20 protein-coding genes are annotated in these 20,473 nt (G+C 74.6%); 10 read left to right on the top strand and 10 right to left on the bottom strand.

All coding sequences use genetic code 11. From position 1 onward, the window contains the following. The first annotated feature begins 10 nt into the window (after window positions 1–10). Window positions 11–1,450 carry a DegQ family serine endoprotease gene (locus ET526_RS01460; protein WP_158295454.1) on the top strand — a complete coding sequence of 480 codons (1,440 nt, stop codon included), beginning with the start codon at window positions 11–13 and terminating at the stop codon, window positions 1,448–1,450. A 117-nt stretch (window positions 1,451–1,567) separates the two neighbouring features. Then, complete coding sequence (locus tag ET526_RS01455) at window positions 1,568–2,737, top strand: acyl-CoA dehydrogenase family protein (RefSeq protein ID WP_135465871.1); 1,170 nt, start codon at window positions 1,568–1,570, stop codon at window positions 2,735–2,737. 9 nt (window positions 2,738–2,746) lie between these two features. Here the strand turns inward: ET526_RS01455 and phnE (ET526_RS01450) are convergent, their stop codons facing one another. Genes phnE (ET526_RS01450) through phnD form a run of 4 tightly spaced genes read right to left on the bottom strand, consistent with a single transcriptional unit; the run spans window position 2,747 to window position 6,204 of the window. Next, window positions 2,747–3,565 (bottom strand): phosphonate ABC transporter, permease protein PhnE, encoded by an 819-nt coding sequence (phnE, locus tag ET526_RS01450; protein WP_135465870.1) that lies wholly within the window; start codon window positions 3,563–3,565, stop codon window positions 2,747–2,749. After that, entirely contained in the window at window positions 3,565–4,383 is an 819-nt protein-coding gene (gene phnE, locus ET526_RS01445) for a phosphonate ABC transporter, permease protein PhnE (RefSeq protein WP_135465869.1), read from the bottom strand. The genes phnE (ET526_RS01450) and phnE (ET526_RS01445) overlap by 1 nt, the downstream gene beginning before the upstream one ends. Then, window positions 4,380–5,198: a phosphonate ABC transporter ATP-binding protein gene (gene phnC / locus ET526_RS01440; protein WP_408869751.1), complete on the bottom strand. Its 819-nt coding sequence runs from the start codon at window positions 5,196–5,198 to the stop codon at window positions 4,380–4,382. Before phnC ends, phnE (ET526_RS01445) begins: the two co-directional genes overlap by 4 nt. Window positions 5,199–5,211: 13 nt before the next feature. Beyond that, window positions 5,212–6,204, bottom strand: coding sequence for a phosphate/phosphite/phosphonate ABC transporter substrate-binding protein (gene phnD, locus ET526_RS01435; protein ID WP_135465868.1), 993 nt, complete (start codon window positions 6,202–6,204; stop codon window positions 5,212–5,214). 172 nt (window positions 6,205–6,376) lie between these two features. Between phnD and ET526_RS01430 the strand changes: the two genes are divergently transcribed. The 4 genes from ET526_RS01430 (at window position 6,377) to ET526_RS01415 (ending at window position 11,009) form a co-directional block, all read left to right on the top strand. Continuing rightward, window positions 6,377–8,545: an acetate--CoA ligase family protein gene (locus ET526_RS01430; protein ID WP_135465867.1), complete on the top strand. Its 2,169-nt coding sequence runs from the start codon at window positions 6,377–6,379 to the stop codon at window positions 8,543–8,545. Continuing rightward, window positions 8,542–9,516, top strand: coding sequence for a tripartite tricarboxylate transporter substrate binding protein (locus ET526_RS21170; RefSeq protein ID WP_158295453.1), 975 nt, complete (start codon window positions 8,542–8,544; stop codon window positions 9,514–9,516). The genes ET526_RS01430 and ET526_RS21170 overlap by 4 nt, the downstream gene beginning before the upstream one ends. Before the next feature lie 4 nt (window positions 9,517–9,520). Next, complete coding sequence (locus tag ET526_RS01420; protein ID WP_135465866.1) at window positions 9,521–10,258, top strand: enoyl-CoA hydratase/isomerase family protein; 738 nt, start codon at window positions 9,521–9,523, stop codon at window positions 10,256–10,258. A gap of 112 nt (window positions 10,259–10,370) precedes the next feature. Then, window positions 10,371–11,009 (top strand): MBL fold metallo-hydrolase, encoded by a 639-nt coding sequence (locus ET526_RS01415; RefSeq protein WP_135465865.1) that lies wholly within the window; start codon window positions 10,371–10,373, stop codon window positions 11,007–11,009. A 23-nt stretch (window positions 11,010–11,032) separates the two neighbouring features. On the opposite strand, the gene ET526_RS01410 is transcribed toward ET526_RS01415, so the two are convergent. Continuing rightward, entirely contained in the window at window positions 11,033–11,599 is a 567-nt protein-coding gene (locus tag ET526_RS01410) for a type 1 glutamine amidotransferase domain-containing protein (protein ID WP_135465864.1), read from the bottom strand. Window positions 11,600–11,729: 130 nt separating this feature from the next. On the opposite strand from ET526_RS01410, the gene ET526_RS01405 reads away from it, so the two are divergent. Then, window positions 11,730–12,695 (top strand): Bug family tripartite tricarboxylate transporter substrate binding protein, encoded by a 966-nt coding sequence (locus tag ET526_RS01405; protein ID WP_158295452.1) that lies wholly within the window; start codon window positions 11,730–11,732, stop codon window positions 12,693–12,695. A gap of 12 nt (window positions 12,696–12,707) precedes the next feature. Next, window positions 12,708–13,841, top strand: a complete 1,134-nt coding sequence (locus ET526_RS01400; protein WP_135465862.1) for a zinc-dependent alcohol dehydrogenase family protein — start codon at window positions 12,708–12,710, stop codon at window positions 13,839–13,841. Window positions 13,842–13,872: 31 nt separating this feature from the next. Here ET526_RS01400 and ET526_RS01395 read toward each other — a convergent pair whose 3' ends face one another. The 3 genes from ET526_RS01395 to ET526_RS01385 form a co-directional block, all read right to left on the bottom strand. After that, window positions 13,873–15,105: a type III PLP-dependent enzyme gene (locus ET526_RS01395; protein WP_135465861.1), complete on the bottom strand. Its 1,233-nt coding sequence runs from the start codon at window positions 15,103–15,105 to the stop codon at window positions 13,873–13,875. Window positions 15,106–15,492: 387 nt separating this feature from the next. Continuing rightward, the gene (gene speB / locus ET526_RS01390) at window positions 15,493–16,398 is read right to left on the bottom strand and encodes an agmatinase (protein WP_135465860.1); all 906 of its coding nucleotides are present in this window, start codon (window positions 16,396–16,398) and stop codon (window positions 15,493–15,495) included. Window positions 16,399–16,416: 18 nt separating this feature from the next. Continuing rightward, window positions 16,417–16,743 (bottom strand): NIPSNAP family protein, encoded by a 327-nt coding sequence (locus tag ET526_RS01385; RefSeq protein ID WP_135465859.1) that lies wholly within the window; start codon window positions 16,741–16,743, stop codon window positions 16,417–16,419. 138 nt (window positions 16,744–16,881) lie between these two features. Here ET526_RS01385 and ET526_RS01380 point away from each other — a divergent pair, with 138 nt between their 5' ends. Then, entirely contained in the window at window positions 16,882–17,493 is a 612-nt protein-coding gene (locus tag ET526_RS01380; protein WP_135465858.1) for a glutathione S-transferase family protein, read from the top strand. A 21-nt stretch (window positions 17,494–17,514) separates the two neighbouring features. Continuing rightward, window positions 17,515–18,768 (top strand): MFS transporter, encoded by a 1,254-nt coding sequence (locus tag ET526_RS01375; protein WP_135465857.1) that lies wholly within the window; start codon window positions 17,515–17,517, stop codon window positions 18,766–18,768. Between the two features lie 17 nt (window positions 18,769–18,785). Here the strand turns inward: ET526_RS01375 and ET526_RS01370 are convergent, their stop codons facing one another. Further along, window positions 18,786–19,049, bottom strand: a complete 264-nt coding sequence (locus ET526_RS01370) for a hypothetical protein (RefSeq protein WP_135465856.1) — start codon at window positions 19,047–19,049, stop codon at window positions 18,786–18,788. Between the two features lie 165 nt (window positions 19,050–19,214). Continuing rightward, complete coding sequence (locus tag ET526_RS01365; RefSeq protein ID WP_135465855.1) at window positions 19,215–20,411, bottom strand: pyridoxal-phosphate-dependent aminotransferase family protein; 1,197 nt, start codon at window positions 20,409–20,411, stop codon at window positions 19,215–19,217. Between the last annotated feature and the right edge of the window lie 62 nt (window positions 20,412–20,473).

The raw sequence follows: 20,473 nt of genomic DNA, 5'->3' as shown, positions 1-20,473 counted from the left end.
GAGACCGCAGATGACGAGGAAGAGCAGGACAGGCCTGGCCGCCCGCGGCGTGGTGGGCGCGCTCGCCCTCGCCCTGGCCACCACGGCGCTCACGCCCGGGGCCTGGGCGCAGACGGCGAATGCCCCGGCGGCGGGCACCGCCGTCGCGCTGCCGCGCGCCGCCGCCATGCCCGACTTCGCCGACCTGGTGGCGCGCGTCGCCCCCGCCGTCGTCAACGTGACCGTGACCGGGCGGACGCCGCGGGCGCCGGAGCTGCCGCCGCAATTCCGCGGCACGCCCTTCGAGCGCTTCTTCCGCGAGCAGATGCCGCTGCCGCGCCCGCGCGCCGGTCGCGGCTCGGGCTTCATCATCGACCCGGCCGGCTACATCGTCACCAACAACCACGTGGTCGGCGACGCCGCCTCGGTGACGGTGCAGCTCGCCGACGGGCGGGAGATGCCGGCGCGGGTGGTGGGCACCGACCCGCAGACCGACCTCGCCCTGCTGAAGGTGGAGGCCGAGGCGCCGCTGCCCGCCCTCGAATGGGGCGACAGCGACCGGCTGCGCGTCGGCGAATGGGTGGTGGCGATGGGCAACCCCTTCGGCCTCGGCGGCACCGCCACCGCCGGCATCGTCTCGGCGCGCGGCCGGCAGATCGGCGCCGGGCCCTATGACGACTTCATCCAGACCGACGCGCCGATCAACCCCGGCAATTCCGGCGGGCCGCTGTTCGACGTCAGGGGCGGCGTGATCGGCATCGCCACCGCCATCTACTCGCCCTCCGGCGCCAATGCCGGCATCGGCTTCGCCGTGCCCTCCAACCTGGCACGCCAGGTGGTGGACCAGCTCCGCGCGACCGGGCGGGTGGAGCGGGGCTGGCTCGGCGTCTCCATGCAGCGCCTCGACGAGGAGCTGGCGCGCGCCGTCGGCGCGCCGGACCGCCGCGGCGCGCTGGTGGCGCAGGTGCAGGAGGGCTCGCCCGCCGAGCGGGCCGGGCTGCAGCCGGGCGACGTGGTGGTCGGCTTCGGCGAGCGGGCCATCGAGGCGCCGCGCGACCTCGCCGAGGCGGTGGCCGGGGTGAGGCCGGGCGGCACCGCGACCGTGGTGGTGCTGCGCAACGGCGAGCGCGTGGAGCGGCAGGTGACGGTGGGCCGCCACCCGGCAAGCCGGATCGCCTCCCCCGAGGAGCGCGAGGGCGCCGAGGGCGGCGCGCTCGGCCTGGCGCTGGCGCCGGGGCCGCGCGGCGAGGGCGCGGTGGTGGCCGAGGTGCGGCCCGACAGCGCCGCGGCGGCGCGCGGCCTGCGCCAGGGCGACGTGATCCTGCGCGCCGGCGACCGTGCCGTGAACGGGCCCGAGGATGTGGCGCAGGCGGTCCGCGCCGCGCGCCAGCAGGGGCGCCAGGCGATCGCGCTGCAGATCGAGCGCGACGGCGCGCGGCTGTTCGTCGCCCTGCCGCTGCAGGCCGGCTGATCCGGCGGCCGGAGGGCGCGAAGGGCGGGGGAGGGCGCCGCGACGGGCCCTCCCCCGCCGCCTTTGGGGGCGGGCGCGCGGCGGCTATCCTGCCCCGCCACGCCGGCCGGAGGCCCCATGCTCTACACCGAGGACCACCATCGCCTGATGCACAGCGTCCGCCGCTTCGTGGCGGAGGAGATAGACCCCCACGTGGACGCCTGGGAGGAGGCGGAGCGCTTCCCCTCGCGCGAGGTGTTCCGCAAGGCCGGCGCGCTCGGGCTGCTCGGCATCACCAAGCCGGTGGCTTATGGCGGCTCGGGCCTCGACTTCTCCTTCGCGGTCGCGGCCGGCGAGGCGCTGGGGACGATGAAGGCGCAGGGCGTGGGCATGGCGCTCTCGGTGCAGAGCGACATGGCGACGCCGGCGCTGGCCGAGTTCGGCAGCGACGCGCTGCGCCGCGAGTATCTGGCGCCGGCCATCGCCGGCGAGGTGGTGGTCTCGATCGGCGTCTCCGAGGAGGGGGCGGGCTCGGACGTCGCCTCGATCCGCACCGTGGCGCGCCCCGACGGCGACGACTACGTCGTCAGCGGCGGCAAGATGTGGATCACCAACGGCATGGAGGCGGACTGGGTCTGCCTGCTGGCCAACACCTCGGACGGGCCGCCGCACCGCAACAAGTCGCTGATCGTGCTGCCGCTGCGCGAGCGTCCGGGCGGGCCGGACCGCGCGGGCGTGTCGCGGCGCAAGATCCGCAAGCTCGGCATGTGGTGCAGCGACACGGCGCAGCTCTTCCTCGACGGGGTCAGGGTGCCGAAGCGGAACCGCATCGGCGAGGAGGGGAGGGGCTTCGCCTACCAGATGCGCCAGTTCCAGGAGGAGCGGCTGAACGCCGCCGCCCGCCGCCTGGCGATGGGGCAGATGATCGAGCACGTGGCGGACTACCTGCGCGCCCGCCACGCCTTCGGCCGGCCGCTGCTCGACAACCAGGTGATCCAGTTCAAGCTGGCCGAGCTGAAGACCGAGATCGAGGCGCTGCGCGCCCTCGTCTACCACACCACCGAGCGCTACGTGGCGGGCGAGGACGTGACCGAGCTCGCCTCCATGTGCAAGCTGAAGGCGGGGCGCCTCTCGCGCGAGGTGGCGGACTGGTGCGTGCAGTTCATGGGCGGCATGGGCTACGCCTGGGAGAACTGGATCAGCCGCGCCTGGCGCGACTTCCGCCTCGGCTCCATCGGCGGCGGGGCGGACGAGATCATGCTCTCCATCATCGCCCGGCGCATGGGGCTCGACGGCAGGGGGCGCTGAGCGCCCCCCTCAGATCACCGCGTGGCGCACGCGGGCCGAGACCCATTCGCTGACCAGCACCGTCACCAGGATCAGCAGGAAGATCATCGTCACCTGCGGCCAGGCGAGCACGTTGATCGAGGCCTGGAGCTGCATGCCGATGCCGCCCGCGCCGACCAGGCCGAGCACCGTCGCCTCGCGGATGTTGATGTCCCAGCGGAAGACGGAGATGCCGGCGAAGGCGGGCAGCACCTGCGGCGCGATGCCCCAGGCCAGCACCTGCGCCCGGCCGGCGCCGGTCGCCTCCACCGCCTCGACCTGGGTGGGGTCGATCTCCTCGATCGCCTCGTAGAGCAGCTTGGCGATGAAGCCGATGGAGCGCAGCGCGATCGCCAGAATGCCGGCCAGCATCCCCGGTCCGAGCACGATCACCAGCACCAGCGCCCAGATCAGCGAGTTGATGGAGCGGCTGGCGACGATGACGAACAGCGCCGCCGGGCGCAGCAGCGCCCGGCTCGGCGTGGTGTTGTGCGCGGCGAGGAAGGCGACCGGCACGCCGAGCAGCACGGCGAGCGCGGTGCCGAGCGTGGCGATGTTGATCGTGTCCCAGAGCGGCCGCCAGAGCTGCGCGGCGTAGGACCAGCGCGGCGGGAACATGCGCGACACGAGGTCGGCGCCCTGCGCCGGCGCGTCCCACACGAAGGCCCAGATGGTGCGCTCGGAGATGTAGTGGAAGCAGAGCATGGTCAGCGCCACCGCGCCGAGCCAGCCGGCCCAGGCCAGCAGGTCGCCCCGCGGGGTGCGGCGGCGCCATTGCGGGATGCCGTCCGGGCCGCAGGTCACCGCCATCACTGCACCGCCCGGCGGATCCAGCCGCTCGTGTACTCGCAGGCCAGCACGATCGCGACGATGACGATCAGCACCGCCGCCGCGGTGTCGAACTCGTAGCGGTCGAAGGCGGTGTTCAGCGTGTCGCCGATGCCGCCCGCGCCGACCAGGCCGAGCACCGCGCTCTCGCGGAAGTTGATGTCGAGCCGGTAGGCGGACAGCCCGATCAGCCGCGGCCGCACCTGCGGCAGCACCGCCCAGGCGAGGAGCTGGAACCAGCCCGCGCCGGTGGCGCGGATCGCCTCCGCCTGCTCGGCCTGCATGTCCTCGATGTCCTCGGCCAGCAGCTTGCCGAGGAAGCCGATGGTGGCGAAGGCGAGCGTCAGCATCCCCGCCAGCGGCCCGAAGCCCAGCATGGCGACGAAGACGATGGCGATGATGATCTCCTGGAAGGTGCGGCTGACGGCGATGATGCCGCGGCAGAACAGGTAGACGGGCAGCGGCGCCAGGTTGCGCGCGGCGCCGAGCGCCACCGGCACCGACAGCACGATGCCGAGGGCGGTCGCGACCACCGTCATGGTCAGGCTCTCGAGCAGCCCGTCCAGGATCTCCTCGCGCTTGCTGACGAAGTCGGGCGGGAAGAAGCCGGCGAGGAAGCGGGCGCCGCGCTCCAGCCCCTCCGCCGCGCGGGTCCAGTTCACCTCGACCGAGCCGAGGGCGAGCGCCGCGTAGAGCAGCGCGCCGGCGTAGATCGCCCAGCGCAGCCTGGCGTCGCCGATCAGCGCCGGCGGCCGCCAGGCGCGGGCGGCGGCGGCGGGATCGAAGGCGGTGGCGCTCATGCCGCGGTGGCCGCCTCCTCGGCGTCCTCCTCCTCGGGGCGGCGCAGGGCGCGCGACCAGTCCTCCTCGCCGTAGATGCGGGTCAGCACCTCCGCGTCCAGCGCCTCCGGCGGGCCGTCGAAGACGATGCGCCCGGCGCGCAGCCCGACGATGCGGCGCGCGAAGTCCCGCGCCAGGGCCACGTCGTGGATGTTGATGATGGCGGCGAGGCCGCGCTCCTCGCACAGCTCGACCAGCAGGCGCATGATCTGGCGGCTGGTGCGCGGGTCCAGGCTCGCGGTCGGCTCGTCCACCAGCAGCAGCGCCGGGTCCTGCATCAGCGCGCGCAGGATGCCGACGCGCTGGCGCTGCCCGCCGGAGAGCGCGTCTGCCCGCTTGTCCGCCATGTGCGCGAGGCCGACCCGGTCGAGCAGGCGGAAGGCCTGCTCGACGTCGCGGCGGGGGAAGCGGCGGAACCAGGAGGCCCAGAAGCCGGTGTAGCCGAGCCGGCCGGAGAGCACGTTCTCCATCACCGTCAGCCGCTCGACCAGGGCGTATTCCTGGAAGATCATGCCCATGCGCCGCCGCGCCCGGCGCAGCGCGGTGGCGCCGAGGCCGGTGATCTCCTCCCCCTCCAGCCGCACCCGCCCCGCGCTCGGCTCCACCAGCCGGTTGACGCAGCGGATCAGCGTGGACTTGCCGGCGCCGGAGGGGCCGATCAGCGCCATCACCTGCCCCGCGGGCACCTGCAGGTCCACGTCGTCGAGCGCGAGGTCGCCGGTCGGGTAGCGCTTGCTCAGCCCCTCGACCGAGAGCAGGGCGGCGTCGCCGGGCACGGGCGGCGCGCCCTCAGCGGCAGGCGTAGGAGACGTTCATCGCCTGGTCGATTTCCCGCACCACCGTCCAGTGCTGGCGGTAGGTGATGGGGATGAAGCTCTCGGCCGGCGGTTCGTTCTTGCGGAACTCCTCGAGCAGCGCCGTGCCCTCCCAGTTGAAGGAGAAGAAGGCGTCGCGGACCTTCTGTGCGAGCTCCGGGCGCAGGTTGTGGGCGTGGCCGTAGGCGGTGGTGGGGAAGGGATCGCTGCGGTAGATCGAGCGCAGGCGGTTCGGGTCCACGGCGTTGCGCGCCACCATGCGCGTCAGCACGGAGTTGGCGATGGCCGCCGCGTCGTAGTCGCGGTTGGCGACGCCGATGATGCTGTTGTCGTGCCGGCCGGAGAAGGCGGCGCGGAAGTCCCGCCCCGCCTGCATGCCGAACTGGCTGGCGAGCAGGGCGGAGGGCGCCTTGAAGCCGGAATTCGAGGTCTCGGCGGTGAAGGCGACGGTGCGGCCCCTGAGGTCCTCGATCCGCTGCACCGGCCCCTCGGCCTGCACGATGATCTCCATCTGGTAGCCGTAGGCGCCGTCGCGGCTCGCCATCATGGCGAAGGGCACGAAGCCCGCGCAGTTCACCGCGAGCGGCGTGGAGCCGGTGTTGAAGCCGGCGACGTGCAGGCGCCCCGCGCGCATCGCCTCGATCTGCGCGGCATTGGACTGCACGGCGAAGAACTGCACGCGCTTGCCCGTCTCGCGCGCGAGATGGTCGAGGAATTCCTGCCACACCCTGCGGTACACGGAAGGATCCTCGACCGGCGTGTAGGCGAAGATCAGCACCGGCGGGTCCACGAGCTGGCGCGGATCGGCCGGCGGGTCGGCCACCAGGTCGCCGTCGCGGTCGCAGTAGCGGGCATCGAGCGTCCCGCGCGGGCAGTCCTGTCCCTGCTGCGCGCGGGCCGTGGCGGGCAGGGCGAGGAGGCTGGCCAGCAGCGTGGCGGCGAGCCACGAACGGCGGGGAAGGGGCATGGGGTCTTTCCCGGTCTTGTCCTGGACGGCCCGGCGGCCGTCGCCGCCGCGACTAGCAATGCCAGCGGGGCGGCTCAAATGACAAGACAATGTCGGTCGCGCCGGCCCGCCATCCCCGCTGTTCCCCCGCGGCAAGGCGTGCCAAGCTGGCCGCGGAGGAACGGACAAGAGCATGCTGCACCCCGCCGGGACGGATGGCGCGGGCCGGGCGGCGCCCGACCGCATTCCGCTCGAACGCATTGTCGCCCCGCGTTCCGTCGCCGTCATCGGCGCCTCGGAGGATGTCGGCAAGTTCGGCGGCCGCGTCCTCCACTACCTGATCAGGCACGGCTTCCCGGGGCGGATCCTGCCGGTCAACCCGAACCGCGCCGCCATCCGCGGCCTGCCCGCTTTCCCGAGCCTAGGCGCCGCGCCCGGCCCGGTGGACGCCGCCATCCTGGCGGTGCCGGCGGCGCATCTCCTGCGCCAGATCGAGGACTGCGCCGCGGCCGGAGTGGGGGCGGCCATCGTCATCACCGGCAAGCTCGCCGATGCGGGGCCGGAGGGCGCGGCGCTGGAGCGGCGGGTGGTGGAGGTGGCGCGCGCCGCCGGGATGCGCCTGGTCGGGCCGAACTGCCTCGGCATCTTCAACATGACCGATGCGGCGATGCTCTCCTCCTCGCTGGCGCTGGAGGCGGAGGGGCTGCGCGCCGGCGGCATCGGCATGGTGAGCCAGTCCGGCGCGCTGATGGGCACGCTGGTCTCGCTCGGCCACGATCACGGCGCCGGGTTCTCGCGCTGCATCTCGGTCGGCAACCAGGCCGACCTCGATCTGTGCGACTTCCTCGAATACCTGATCGCCGATCCGGCGACGCGCGTCATCGCCCTCTACGCCGAGGGGCTGAAGGCGCCGCGCCGCTTCGTGGAGCTGCTGCGCCGGGCCCGCGCGGCGGGCAAACCCGTGCTCTGCGTCAAGGCCGGCCGGTCGGAGGCGGGGGCGCAGGCCGCGCGTTCCCACACCGCGAGCCTCGCCGGCTCCTTCGCCGCCTTCGAGGCCGCCTGCCGCGACGCCGGCGCGGTGGTGATGGCGGATCCGGCGGCGATGGTGCTGGCGGCCGACGCGCTGGACCGGCTGCCGCGCCTGCCGCGCGCCGGCATGGGGCTCGCCGTCGTCGCCTCCTCGGGCGGCAGCACGGCGACCACGGCGGACATGCTGCCCGCCGCCGGGCTGCGCCTCGCCGCGATGTCGGAGGCGACGCGCGCCGTGCTGCGCCGCTGGATGCCGGAGAGCCATGTCCACCTGCCGCTCGACACCGGCAGCTTCGACGACGGCACCAGCGAGGAGGGCCTCAGGGAGTGCCTGCGCGCCTTCCTGCGCGACCCCGACATCGGCGCCGTCCTCGTGCCGATGACGACGCAGCCGGCCATGGCGGCGCGCGCGGCGCTGCTGCCGCCGCTCTGCCGCGAGGCCGGGCGGCCGCTGCTCTACGTGATGATGGCGGGCTCGGTGGGCGACGGGGCGCGGGCGGCGATGCGCGAGGCCGGCTTCCCCTTCCTCGACCGGGTCTCCGACGCGCTCGCCGTGCTCGGGGCGCTGGAGGCGGAGGCGGCGGGCCGCGGCCGCGCCGCCCTGGCGCCGCCCGAGCGTCCCGCCGGCGCCGGGCCGCCGCCCGCGGACCTGCCCGAGGGGGCGCTGACCGAGGCGGAGGCGAAGCGCCTCGCCGCCGCCTACGGCATCCCGGTGACGCGGGAGCGCCTGGCGCGCGACGCGGCGGCGGCCGAGGCGGCGGCGGAGGCCATCGGCTGGCCCGTGGCGCTGAAGGGCGTCAGCCGCAGCGTCGTCCACAAGAGCGATCTCGGCCTGGTACGTCTGAACCTCGCGGACGCCGCCGCGCTGCGCGCCGCCTTCGCGGAGGTCGCCGCCATCCTGGAACGCCTCGGCGGCATGGAGGGCGTGCTGGTGCAGGAGATGGCGCGCGGCGAGGCGGAGCTGATCCTCGGCGCGCGCCACGACCCGGAGTTCGGCCCGCTCGTGCTGGTGGGCGCGGGCGGGGTGCTGGTGGAGGTGCTGGCCGACGTGCAGCTCGCCCCGGCGCCGCTGCGCCGCGACGATGCGCTCGCCATGCTGCGCCGCCTGGCGCTGTGGCCGGTGCTGCAGGGCGTGCGCGGACGGCCGGCGCTGGACGCGGCGGCGGCGGCGGAGGCGCTGGTGCGGCTCTCCTGGCTCGCCGCCGATCTCGGGCCGCGCCTCGCCGAGATGGACCTCAACCCGATCCTGCTGCGCGCCGCCGGCGGCGGCGCCATCGCCGTGGATGCGCGCGCCACGCTGCGCGCCCGACACCAGAGAGGAGGCACCGGATGAGGAGGATCACGCTGCCCCGCCGCGGCCTGCCCGCGCTGGCCGCGGCGCTCGCCCTGCCCGCGGCGGCGCGGGCGCGCGAGGCCTGGCCGAGCCGGCAGGTGACGCTCGTCGCGCCCTACCCGCCCGGCGGCAGCACCGACAACGTCGCCCGCCCGATCGCGCCGAAGCTCGCCGAGGTGCTGGGCCAGAACGTGATCATCGAGAACCGCGGCGGCGCCGGCGGCACCATCGGCTCGGCCGCGGTGGCGCAGGCCAGGCCCGACGGCTACACGCTGCTGGTCTTCCCGACCGCGGTGATGACCATCAGCCCGCACATGATGCGCCTCCCCTACGACGTCGAGCGCGACTTCACGCCCGTCTGCATGCTCGCCGTCTCCGACGGGGTGATGGCGATGCACCCGCGCGTGCCGGCGCGCAACATGGAGGAGTTCCTCGCCCATGCCCGCGCCAACCCCGGCAGGCTGCGCTTCGCCTCGGCGGGCAACGGCACCATCACCCAGCTCACCGGCGAGATCTTCGCCCATGCGGCGGGCATCACGCTCGAGCACGTGCCCTATCGCGGCTCCGCCCCCGCCCTGACCGGGCTGCTGGCAGGCGACGTGGAACTGCAATTCGACCCGATCGCCATTCCGGCGGTGAAGGACGGGCGGCTGGTCGGCCTCGCCACCACCGGCGAGCGCCGCAGCCAGGAACTGCCCGACCTGCCGACGCTGCGCGAGCTCGGCCTGTTCGGGGAGGGCGGCATCTCCTTCTTCGGCCTCGCCGGCCCGGCGGGGCTGCCGGAGGCGGTGGTGGCACGGCTGGTCGAGGCGCTCGAGAAGGTGCTGGCGATGCCGGAGGTGGCGCGCGCCATGGCCCCCGTCGGGCTGCGGCCGCAGATGGAGGCGGGCGAGGCCTTCCGCCGCCGCATCGAGAACGACCGCGCGATCTTCGCCGAGGCGGTCCGCCGCACCGGCGCGAGGGTGGAGTGACAGGATGGAACACGTGAAGGTGCGGGACGAGGGTCCCGTGCGCATCGTCTCGCTGAACCGGCCCGACAGGGGCAACGCCATCAACCGGCGGATGGCCGAGGAGGTGCAGCAGGCGATGCTGGAATTCGACCGTTCGGAGCAGCGCGTCGCGGTGCTGACGGGAGAGGGCGACAAGGCCTTCTCCTTCGGCGCCGACGTCGCCGAGCCGCCGGAGCTGTGGCGCGCCGTGCCCAATGTGGGCTGGCAGACCGACAAGCCGCTGATCGCCGCGGTCGAGGGCTGGTGCATCGGCGGCGCGCTGGTGCTGGCGATGATGGCCGATCTCTGCGTCTGCGGCGCCAGGGCGAAATTCTACTACCCGGAGGCCAAGCTCGGCCTGACGGGCGGGATGATCGCGGCGCTGCCCTCGCGCATCCCGCACAAGATCGCCATGGAGATCATGCTGCTCTGCCGCACCGTCGAGGCGGAGCGCGCCGCGCGGGTCGGGCTGGTGAACGAGGTGGTGCCGGAGGGCCAGGCGCTGGCGAAGGCGGTCGAGTGGGGCAGGGAGATGGCCGGCTTCGCGCCGCTTGTGATGTCGGCCCTGAAGCGCATGGTGGTGGACGAGATCCTGCCCCGCGGCCCCTCGGAACGCTGGGCGCTGCAGGGCGCGCGCCTCGCCGCGATCCGCGACTCCGAGGATTTCAGGGAGGGCGTCGCCGCCTTCCGCGAGCGGCGCGAGCCGGTGTTCCGCGGCCGCTGACGCCCTGCGCGCGATCGGCCGCCTAACAAAAGGCGGAAGCATGATCCGCCGGGGCGGGTCATGCTGTAGCCTGGGCGCCACCCGCGCGTCCGGCAGGCGAAGGAGACCCAGCATGGCCCTCAAGGCGGCCGTCATTCCCGTCACGCCCTTCGAGCAGAATTGCGCCCTGCTGTGGGAGGAGGAGACGGGCAGGGGCGTGGTGGTGGATCCGGGCGGCGAGGTGGACCGCATCCTCGCCGCCATCGCCGAGCTGAAGGTGACGCCGGAGCGCATCCTGCTCACCCACGGGCATCTCGACCATGCCGCGGGCGCGGCCGAGCTGCGCGAGGCGCTCGGCGGCGTGCCCATAGAGGGGCCGGACGAGCGCGACCGCTTCCTGCTCGACACGCTCGAGGAGCAGGCGGCGCGCTGGGGCTTCCCGGCGCGCAACGTCACCCCCGATCGCTGGCTGCGCGAGGGGGACGCGGTGGAGATCGCGGGCGAGCGGTTCGAGGTGCTGCACTGCCCCGGCCACACGCCCGGCCATGTGGTGTTCGTCAGCCCCGGGCTGCGCGTGGCGCTGGTCGGCGACGTGCTGTTCCGCGGCTCGATCGGCCGCACCGACTTCCCTTATGGCGACCACGAGGCGCTGATCGCCGCCATCCACGACAAGCTGCTGCCGCTCGGCGACGACATCGCCTTCCTCTGCGGCCACGGGCCGGCCTCGACCTTCGGGCAGGAGCGGCGGACCAACCCGTTCCTGAACCAGTAGCCCGCCGCCCCGCCCGCGGGGCGCTACTCGGCGGCGCGGGCGGCGTGCCGCCCCTCGCGGAACTCCTCGATCATCTTGCGGCAGAAGGCGGGCAGGTCGTCGGGCCTGCGGGAGGTGACGAGGCCCTGGTCGGTGACCACCTCCTCATCCACCCAGTGCGCGCCGGCATTGGCCAGATCCGTCTTCAGCGAGGGCCAGCTCGTCATCCGCCGGCCGCGCGCGCCGCCGGCGTCGATCAGCGTCCAGGGGCCGTGGCAGATGGCGGCGATCGGCTTGCCCGACTGCACGAAGTGGCGGACGAAGGCGATCGCCTTCGGCTCCAGCCGGAGCTGGTCCGGGTTGATCACGCCGCCCGGCAGCACCAGCGCCTGGTACCGCGCGGGGTCGGCCTCGTCGAGCGTGCGGTCCACCGGCAGGGCGTCCGCCTTGTCGAAATGGTTCCAGCCCTGGATGGTGCCCGGCTTCGGCGCCACCACATGCACCTCGGCGCCGGCGGCCCGGAGCGCCTGCACCGGCTCGGTCAGCTCCACCTGCTCGACGCCGTCGGTGGCGAGGACGGCGACGGTGCGGCCCTGCAGCTCTGCGGCCATTGACGGAACCTCCTTCGCTGGGATGCGCCCTCAGCGCCCGCCGCGGCCGCGGGTTCCGCGCCCCATGGACCGCCCGCGCGCGAGCGGGCACCATCCGCGCCGGAAACGTGCTCCAAGGGAGAGGTGGCGGATGATCCATCGTCGAGGCCTGCTCATGGCCGGCCTGCTGGCCGGCGCGGCGCCGGTGGCGCGGGCGCAGGGGCGCTGGCCGGAACGGCCGGTGCGCCTCATCGTCGGCTATCCGGCCGGCGGGCCGACCGACTTCGCGGCGCGCATCCTGCAGGAGCCGCTGCAGCAGGCCTGGGGCCAGCCGCTGGTGATCGAGAACCGCGCCGGCGCCAGCCAGGTGATCGCCAGCGAGGCGGTCGCGCGCGCCGCGCCCGACGGCTACACGCTGTTCCTCGCCGCCAGCACCCACACCAGCAACCCGGCGATCCATCCGCGCCTGCCCTACGACACGCTGGCCGACTTCACGCCGGTGGTGATCATCTACTCCTCGCCCAGCGTGCTGTTCACCGGGGCCGACCAGCCCTACCGCACGGCGCAGGACGTGGTGGAGGCGGCGCGGCGGCAGCCGGGGGTCGCCTTCGCCTCCTCCGGCAACGGCTCCTCCGGGCATTTCGCGCTCGAGATGTTCCGCCGCAAGGCCGGCATCGAGATCACGCATGTCGCCTATCGCGGCGCCGCGCCGGCGCTGCAGGACGTGGTGGGCGGGCGCGTGCCCTTCACCTTCAGCACCCTCTCGGGCGCGGTCGGCCTGGCGCGCCAGGGCAAGCTGCGGGCGCTCGCCATCGCCGCGTCGCACCGTGTCGAGACGCTGCCCGACGTCTCGACCCTCGCCGAGGTAGGGCTCGAGATCCCGGACACCAGCCCCTGGTACTCCATCATGGGCCCGGCGCGGCTGCCCGAGCCGATCGTGCGGCGCATCACCGCCGACGTGCAGGCGCTGCTGCGGCGCCCGGACTTCGCGCGGCGGATCGTGGAGCAGGGCGGCGTCATCGAGGGCGCCGGCCCCGAGGAGTTCGCCGAGCGCATCCGGCGCGAGATCGCGGCGAACATCGAGGTGGCGCGCGCCGCCAACATCCGCATCGAGTGAGGGAGGCGGGCGATGCGCATGAGGGCGGCGATCCTGTTCGAGCAGGGGCGGCCCCGCCCCTACGCGGCCAGCCGGCCGCTCCAGGTCGAGGAGGTGGCGCTGGAGGGGCCGGGGCGGGGCGAGGTGCTGATCGAGGTCGCCGCCGCCGGGCTCTGCCATTCCGACCTCTCGGCGATCGAGGGGATCCGGCCGCGGCCGCTGCCCGTCGTCATCGGCCACGAGGGCGCGGGGATCGTGCGCGAATGCGGGCAGGGGGTGACGGACCTCAGGCCCGGCGACCATGTGGTGACGGTCTTCGTCTCCTCCTGCGGCACCTGCCGCTACTGCGTGCGCGGGCGGCCCAACATCTGCCCGAGCGGCTTCGCCGCGCGCGCGGCGGGCACGCTGCTCTCCGGCGCCAGGCGCATCCGCCGCCTGAACGGGGAGGCGGTGAACCACGGCAGCGGCCTTTCCCTCTTCGCGCAGTACGCCGTGGTGGCGCGGCGGGCGATGGTGCGGATCGACCCCGACGTGCCGCTGGAGGACGCCGCCATCTTCGGCTGCGCGGTGATGACCGGCGCCGGCGCGGTGCTGAACACGGCGCGGCTCGAGGCGGGGGAGGCGATCGCCATCGTCGGCCTCGGCGGCGTCGGCATGAACGCCCTCTTCGCCGCCCTCGCCGCCGGGGCGGAGCGCATCGTCGCGGTGGACGCCAATGCGGAGAAGCTCGGCCTGGCGCGGCAATGGGGCGCGACCGACACCTTCCTCGCCACCGAGCCCGACTGCGCCGGGAAGGTGCGGGCGGCGACCGATGGCGGGCTCGATACGGTGATCGAGACGGCGGGCACCATCCGCGCCATGGAGCTCGCCCACGCCATCACCGCGCGCGGCGGGCGCACCGTCAGCGCCGGCCTGCCGGCCTCGGACGCCGCCTTCTCCTACCTGCACGCGCAGCTCGTCTCGGACGAGAAGAGCATCCTCGGCAGCTACATGGGAAGCTGCGTGCCGGAGCGCGACATCCCGCGCTTCCTCGGCCTCTACCGGCGCGGCAGGCTGCCGGTGGAGCGGCTGAAGAGCGGCTTCCTCGGCCTCGACGCGATCAACGAGGGCTTCGACCGCCTGGCGGAGGGCGGCGTGCTGCGCCAGATCCTGCGGCCGAACGCGTGAAGGGGGGAGCCTCGCGGCTCCCCCCTCCCTCTCACGCCGCCCGCGCCGGCGCCTCCTCCGCGCCGCCCAGCATGGGCGGGTCGCGGACCTCGACCAGGCGGGCCCGGTCGAAGCCGTTGAAGGCGGTGCGCAGGCAGGCGCCATAGGCGCCGAGCTGGCCGATCTCGATCCAGTCGCCCTCGCGCACGTCCTCGGGCAGCCGGAAGGGGCCCGGCATGCGGTCGGCGCTGTCGCAGGTCGGGCCGAACAGCGCGAAGCCGCGGAGCGCCGCGGCGGGCGGCGGCCCCTCCGGGCGGATCAGCCGCGCCGGGAAGGCGAAGCCGGGCGCCCCGGCGTCGGAGAGCGCGCCATAGACGCCGTCGTTCACGTACAGCGCGTCGCCGCGGCGAAGCTGCACCTGCACGACGACGGAGGCGCCGCCGGCGACCAGGGCGCGGCCCGGCTCGGCCCAGAGGGCGGCGCCGGCGAGCCCCGCCTCCTCCACCGCCTCGCGGATGGCGGCGAAGAAGGCGCCGAGCGGCGGCGGCGCCATGCCCGGATAGGCGGCGGGAAAGCCGCCGCCGACATCGAGCACCTCCACCGGCACGCCCGCCATGCGCGCCACCGTCCCGGCCAGCGCGATGGCGCGCTTCCAGGCCAGCGGGTCGAGGCACTGCGAGCCGACATGGAAGCAGAGGCCGAGCCGCGCCGCATGCGGCCGCGCCGCGCGCAGCAGCGCCGCCGCCTCCTCCGGCGTCGCGCCGAACTTGCCGGAAAGGTCGTAGGCCGCGTTGCCCCTCGGCAGCGCCAGGCGCACGACGAGGCCGAGCCCCTCCGCCGCCCCGGCGCCGGTCTCGGCGACGATCTTCGCCAGCTCGTCGGCGTGGTCGAGCGCGAAGTCGCGCACGCCGTGCCGCGCCCAGGCCTCGCGGATGGCACCGCGGGCCTTGACCGGGTGCATGAAGTGGATGGCCGCCGCCGGGAACAGGCCGCGCACCAGCGCCACCTCGGCGATCGAGGCGCAGTCGAAATGCCGCACCCCGCCCCGCCACAGCGCGCGCAGCACCGCGGGCTCCGGATTCGCCTTCACCGCGTAGAGCGTGGCGCCGGGGAAGCCGCGCACGAAGCCGCGCGCGGCCGCGGCGATCGCCGCCGGGCGCAGGCAGTGCATCGGCTCCTCCGGCCGCTCCACCGCGACCAGGTCGGCGACGGAGGGCAGGACGGCAGGGGCATCGAGAGCGTGGCGCAGCGGGGCGACCGCGGCGCGGGAAGGCAGCAGGCGCATCGGAACATCCCCCGGAAGGCAGAGGGTGGCAACGGGATCAGGCCGCCGGGGCGCGGCGGCGCCCGGGGGCCTTACGGGGCGGGGCGATGCCTTCGCATCGCGCCGGACGGGGTTGGCGACATCGCGTCCCCCTTGCGAGCCCGGCCGGGCCGGTGGCCGGCCCGTCCGCGGCGTGGATGACAAGGACGCCGCGCCGTCACGGAGCCCGGCGGCGGCCGGGCCTTGGCGCGCACAATGGCGTCACGCCGGCCACCGGGCACGGCGCGGACGGAGAAATGGCGGCGCACCTTGCGAATTGCAAGAGGAAGCCGCGGCCCAGATGCCAGGACGCCGTCAGGCCGACGGCCGCACGGCCGAAGCGCCGGAAAAATTGCCGGAAGCGCCCCGTCAGCCGCGCCCCGTGGCGGCGCCGAGCAGCGCCAGGTACTCCCAGGCCATGGTGGCGGCGGCGAGGGCGGTGATCTCCGCCATGTCATGCGCCGGCGCCACCTCCACCACATCCATGCCGGCGAAGGCGACGCCGCCGAGCCGGCGCAGGATCGCCTGCGCCTGCCAGGTGGCGAGCCCCCCCGCCTCCGGCGTGCCGGTGCCGGGCGCGAAGGCAGGGTCGAGCGCGTCCACGTCGAAGGAGAGGTAGGCGGGGCCGTCGCCGAGCACGGCGCGCGCCTCCGCCGCCACCGCCGCCGGGCCGGCCTCCAGCGCCTCCTGCGCCGTGATCACCCGCACCCCGCGGGAGAGGGTCCAGTCCCACACCTCCCGCTGCACGGGCGAGCGGATGCCGATCTGCACCATGCGCCGCGGGTCCACCAGCCGCTCCTCGATGGCGTGGCGGAACACCGTGCCATGGGCGAGGCGCTGGCCGAAATTCTCCGGCCAGGTGTCGAGATGCGCGTCGAACTGCAGCAGCCCCACCGGCGCGCCGAGGCGCCTCGCCAGGGCGCGCAGCAGCGGCAGGGTGATGCCGTGCTCGCCGCCGAGCGCCACCAGATGCGCGCAGGTGGCGGCCTCCGCCTCGATGCGGGCGAGGCTGGCGCGCAGGTCGCCGAGGACGAGCGGGAAGTCGCCGATGTCGGCGAGCGGCAGCGCCGCCGGCTCCACCCAGTGCTGCGGGTGCGCGCCGTCCACCAGCATGCGGCTGGCGCGGCGGATCGCCGCCGGCCCGTCGCGCGCCCCCGCCCGGTTGGTGGTGCCGAGGTCGAGCGGGATGCCTGCCACCACGTACTCGGCGCCGCGATCCTGCCGCGCCACGCCGAGGAACCGCCCCGGCACGGCGAAGGTCGGGATGCCGGCCATGCCTGCCGCCGGATGCCCCTACCTCACCGAGGAGAAGGCGGTGGGGGCGAGCAGCATGTTCTCGACCGAGGCGACGATCTGCCCGTCCTTCTCCGTCTCCGCCCGCGCCGCGAGCCAGTCCGGGTCGGCGAGGAAGGCGTTCCACTTGCGCTCGCGCTCGGCGAGCGACTCCCAGGCCAGGAGGTAGTAGAGGTCCTGGTTGGAGGAACCGACCAGCACCGTCCAGAAGCCCGCCTGGCGGATGCCGTGCTTCTCCCAGAGCTTCAGCGTGATGGTCTCGAACCGCCTGAGCAGCGCCGGCAGGCGCCCGGGCACGCAGTGGTAGATGCGGAGCTCGTGGATCATCCTCGGTCCCTCCCGTGAAGGCGGGCGATGCTAGCCTGTCCGCGCCGCGGGGCGGAAGCCGCGCCCGGGGCTTTACGGCGCGGCGTTTCCGCGCCCCAATCCCTTGGCGGGCGCGTGGCCCGCGAGGGAGGGATGCGGATGCTGCTCTACAACTCGATCGGCCCCAACCCGCGCGTGGTGCGCATCTTCATGGCCGAGCGCGGGATCGAGATCCCCCGCCAGGAGGTGGATCTGCGCGGCGGGGAGAACCGGCGCGAGCCCTTCCTGAAGGTCAACCCCGCCGGCCAGCTTCCGGCGCTGCGGCTCGACGACGGCACCGTCATCACCGAGGTCACCGCGATCTGCGAATACCTCGACGAGATCGCGCCCGGCCCCTCCCTGATCGGCGCCACGCCGAAGGAGCGCGCGGAGACGCGGATGTGGACCCGGCGCATCGACCTCAACATCGTCGAGCCGATGGCCAACGGCTTCCGCTTCGCCGAGGGGCTGAAGCTGTTCCAGAACCGCATCCGCTGCATCCCGCAGGCGGCGGACGACCTGAAGAGGACCGCGCAGGAGAAGCTCGCTTGGCTCGACGGGCTGATCGAGGGGCGGGAATGGATCTGCGGCGACCGCCTGACCCTCGCCGACATCTTCCTCTTCGCCTTCCTCGATTTCGGCGCCCAGGTGGGGCAGCCGGTCAGCCCCGGGCTGCGCAACGTCACCGCCCACCACGCGCGCATGAAGGCGCGGCCCTCCGCCGCCGCCTGAGCCGCGGGCGGGGCGGCCGCCATGGGCGCCGGGCGGGACCCGCCGGCGCGGCGCGAAGGCGTGGCGCGGCTCTTCGCCGAGGCGGACTTCCTGCGCCTCTGGGCAGTCGGCCTGGCGATCTCCGTGGTGCGCTGGCTGGAGACGCTGGCCACCGCGCTGTTCGTGCACGAGGCCACCGGCTCGGCCTTCCTGGTCGCGATGATGACCATGCTGCGCCTGCTGCCGATGGGGCTGTTCGGCGCCTTCCTCGGCGTCTGGGCGGAGCGGGTGGAGCAGCGCACCTCGCTGCTGGTCCTGGTCTGGGGCGGGCTGCTCACCTCGCTCGTCCTCGCCCTGCTGGCCTCGGCGGGGATGCTCGCGGCGTGGCACCTGGCGGTGGCGAGCTTCCTCGGCGGCCTCGGCTGGGCGGCCGACAACCCGGTGCGGCGGCTGATGATCGGCCAGGTGGTGGGCGCGGGGCGCATGGGCCAGGCGATGTCGGTGGATGTCGGCACCGCCAACGCCAGCCGCATGCTGGGGCCGGCGCTCGGCGGCGCGCTGTTCGCCGCGGTGGGCATCGGCGGCGCCTTCGCCCTCGGCGCCGCGCTCCAGATGGCGGCGCTGGCCGCCGCGCTCGGCCTGCGCTACCGCAGCGGCGTCGCCGCCGCGGCGGGGGAGGGGATGCTCGCCCGGCTCTCCGAGGGGCTGGCGCTGGCGCGGCGGGATGCGCGGCTGCGCGGCACGCTGGTCGTCACCGTCGTGTTCAACGTCTTCGGCTGGCCCTTCGGCGCGCTGATCCCGGTGATCGGGCGGGAGTCGCTCGGCCTCTCGCCGGGCGGGGTCGGGGTGCTGGCCAGCATGGACGGCGCCGGCGCCTTCCTGGGCGCGCTGCTGATCGGGGCGCTGGCGCGCCCGGCCCGCTACGGGGCCTGCTACCTCGGCGGGGTCGTGCTCTACCAGGCGAGCATCACCCTCTTCGCTCTGGCGCCGCAGGCGGTGCCGGCGGGGCTGGCGCTGCTCGCCAACGGCATCGGCCAGGCGGGCTTCGCGGTGATGCAGGCGACGCTCGTCTACCTCGCCGCGCCGGCGGAGCTGCGCTCGCGCGCGCTCGGCGTGCTGACGCTCTGCATCGGCCTCGGCCCGGTCGGCTTCCTGCACATCGGCCTGCTGGCCGAGGCGCTCGGCGCGCGCTGGGCCTGCGCCATCACCGGCGTCGAGGGGCTGCTCGCCCTGGCGCTGACGCGCCGCCTCTGGTGGCCGCTGCTGCGGCCGGCGGCGGAGGAGGGGCGGCGCTGAGCGGGGGGGGCGGCGGATCAGCGCGCATCGCCGGGCTCCCAGGGCACGACCAGCGGCTCCAGCGCCTCCAGCCAGTGGCGCAGCACCGCCGCCCCCTGGGTGGCGCCGGCCGCCTCCTCGCAGGCCACCATCTGGCGCAGCGCGGCCAGCACCGCGGCGCCGGCATGGTGGACGAAGCGTGGCCGGCCATGCGCCGGCACCGAGGTCCAGGCCGCCTCGCCCCCGGTGAAGGCCTCGAAATAGGCTTCCGCGGCCTTGGTGATCACCTGATCCCTGTCCATCCCCGCCGCCCGTTCCTGCTCCCCCATTGGAAGCCCCCCTTGCCGGGTCAGGCCGTGCGCCGCGCCACGGGGCGGGGCGCACGGGGCGGGATCATATCTCACGTTTGCGTGAGTATACAATCGCCTTCCGCGCCGGGAGCCGTGCCCGCTCCGGGCGCCGCAGCCTCACCCCGCCGCCTCGGCCAGCCAGGCGATCGCCGCCTCCACTCCGCCCGAGGCGTGGGGCACGCCGGCCACCCGCATCGCCAGCTCGACCGTGGAGAGCGTGCCGAGCACCATCGGCTCGTTCAGGTCGCCGAGATGGCCGATGCGGAACACCCGGCCGCCGAGCAGCCCGAGCCCGCCGCCGAGCGAGAGGTTGAAGCGGTTCAGCGCCACCGCGCGCAGCGCCTCGGCATCATGTCCCTCGGGCATCAGCACCGCGGTCACGCTGTCGGAATAGCGGCCCGGATTGGTGCAGAAGAGACGCGGGCCGTCATTGCCGGACCAGTGGCGCACGCAGCGCCGCACCGCCTCGCCGAGGCGCGCGTGGCGGGCGAAGACGTTCTCCAGCCCCTCCTCCTCCAGCAGCCGCAGCGCCTCGCGTAGGCCGTAGAACAGGCTGATCGGCACGGTGCCGACGAAGCTGCGGTGCCGCCGCGCCAGCATGTTGGTCCAGTGGAAGTAGTGCTTCGGCAGGCGCGATTCGCGGTGCGCCGCCATCGCCTTCTCGGAGACGCCGGTGAAGCTCATCCCCGTCGGCAGCATCAGCCCCTTCTGGCTGCCGCCCACCGCCGCGTCCACGCCCCACTCGTCCATGCGGACCTCGAAGGAGCCGAGGGAGGAGATGGTGTCCACCAGCAGCAGCGCCGGGTGGCCGGCGGCGTCCATCGCCGCGCGCACCTCCTGCACCGGGATCCGCATGCCGGTCGCGGTCTCGTTGTGCACGACGCAGACCGCCTTGACCGCGCGGCCCGCATCGGCGGCGAGCGCCGCCCGCACCGCCTCGATCTCCACGCCCTGGCGCCAGTCGGCCGGGACGGTGCGCACCTCGAGGCCGAGATCCCGCGCCATCCTGGACCAGGCCTCGGAGAAGTAGCCGCTCTCCAGGATCAGCACCGTGTCGCCGGGGGAGAGCAGGTTGACCAGGCTCGCCTCCCAGGCCGCGTGGCCGGAGCCCGTGTACATGAACAGGTGCTGGCGCGTCCCGAGCACGCGCTTCAGCCCCTCGACGCAGGCATCGTAGACCTCGAGGAAGGCGGGGTCGTTGAAGTCCATGCTGTGGTGGGCGCAGGCCAGCAGCACCGAATCCGGGATGTTCGTCGGCCCCGGATTGGCGAAGAACTGGCGGCCCCGGGGCCTCGGGGTCCCGGCGGTGGTCATGGCGTCTCTCCCTCAGGCGCGTCGTCCGATGGCGGGGTCTTTCCCATGCCCGCGCCGCCTTG

The organism is Crenalkalicoccus roseus (assembly GCF_004761865.1).
GTDB lineage: Bacteria > Pseudomonadota > Alphaproteobacteria > Acetobacterales > Acetobacteraceae > Crenalkalicoccus > Crenalkalicoccus roseus.
Note: the sequence above shows the minus strand (reverse complement) of the source record. Positions and strands in the feature narration are given on the sequence as shown.

What these genes read in the sequence shown, in the direction of transcription:
- ET526_RS01460 (WP_158295454.1), top strand. Translation starts at nt 11, where the DNA reads ATGACGAGGAAGAGCAGGACAGGCCTGGCCGCCCGCGGCGTGGTGGGC.
- ET526_RS01455 (WP_135465871.1), top strand. Translation starts at nt 1,568, where the DNA reads ATGCTCTACACCGAGGACCACCATCGCCTGATGCACAGCGTCCGCCGC.
- phnE (WP_135465870.1), bottom strand. Translation starts at nt 3,565, where the DNA reads ATGGCGGTGACCTGCGGCCCGGACGGCATCCCGCAATGGCGCCGCCGC.
- phnE (WP_135465869.1), bottom strand. Translation starts at nt 4,383, where the DNA reads ATGAGCGCCACCGCCTTCGATCCCGCCGCCGCCGCCCGCGCCTGGCGG.
- phnD (WP_135465868.1), bottom strand. Translation starts at nt 6,204, where the DNA reads ATGCCCCTTCCCCGCCGTTCGTGGCTCGCCGCCACGCTGCTGGCCAGC.
- ET526_RS01430 (WP_135465867.1), top strand. Translation starts at nt 6,377, where the DNA reads ATGCTGCACCCCGCCGGGACGGATGGCGCGGGCCGGGCGGCGCCCGAC.
- ET526_RS21170 (WP_158295453.1), top strand. Translation starts at nt 8,542, where the DNA reads ATGAGGAGGATCACGCTGCCCCGCCGCGGCCTGCCCGCGCTGGCCGCG.
- ET526_RS01420 (WP_135465866.1), top strand. Translation starts at nt 9,521, where the DNA reads ATGGAACACGTGAAGGTGCGGGACGAGGGTCCCGTGCGCATCGTCTCG.
- ET526_RS01415 (WP_135465865.1), top strand. Translation starts at nt 10,371, where the DNA reads ATGGCCCTCAAGGCGGCCGTCATTCCCGTCACGCCCTTCGAGCAGAAT.
- ET526_RS01410 (WP_135465864.1), bottom strand. Translation starts at nt 11,599, where the DNA reads ATGGCCGCAGAGCTGCAGGGCCGCACCGTCGCCGTCCTCGCCACCGAC.
- ET526_RS01405 (WP_158295452.1), top strand. Translation starts at nt 11,730, where the DNA reads ATGATCCATCGTCGAGGCCTGCTCATGGCCGGCCTGCTGGCCGGCGCG.
- ET526_RS01400 (WP_135465862.1), top strand. Translation starts at nt 12,708, where the DNA reads ATGCGCATGAGGGCGGCGATCCTGTTCGAGCAGGGGCGGCCCCGCCCC.
- ET526_RS01395 (WP_135465861.1), bottom strand. Translation starts at nt 15,105, where the DNA reads ATGCGCCTGCTGCCTTCCCGCGCCGCGGTCGCCCCGCTGCGCCACGCT.
- speB (WP_135465860.1), bottom strand. Translation starts at nt 16,398, where the DNA reads ATGGCCGGCATCCCGACCTTCGCCGTGCCGGGGCGGTTCCTCGGCGTG.
- ET526_RS01385 (WP_135465859.1), bottom strand. Translation starts at nt 16,743, where the DNA reads ATGATCCACGAGCTCCGCATCTACCACTGCGTGCCCGGGCGCCTGCCG.
- ET526_RS01380 (WP_135465858.1), top strand. Translation starts at nt 16,882, where the DNA reads ATGCTGCTCTACAACTCGATCGGCCCCAACCCGCGCGTGGTGCGCATC.
- ET526_RS01375 (WP_135465857.1), top strand. Translation starts at nt 17,515, where the DNA reads ATGGGCGCCGGGCGGGACCCGCCGGCGCGGCGCGAAGGCGTGGCGCGG.
- ET526_RS01370 (WP_135465856.1), bottom strand. Translation starts at nt 19,049, where the DNA reads ATGGACAGGGATCAGGTGATCACCAAGGCCGCGGAAGCCTATTTCGAG.
- ET526_RS01365 (WP_135465855.1), bottom strand. Translation starts at nt 20,411, where the DNA reads ATGACCACCGCCGGGACCCCGAGGCCCCGGGGCCGCCAGTTCTTCGCC.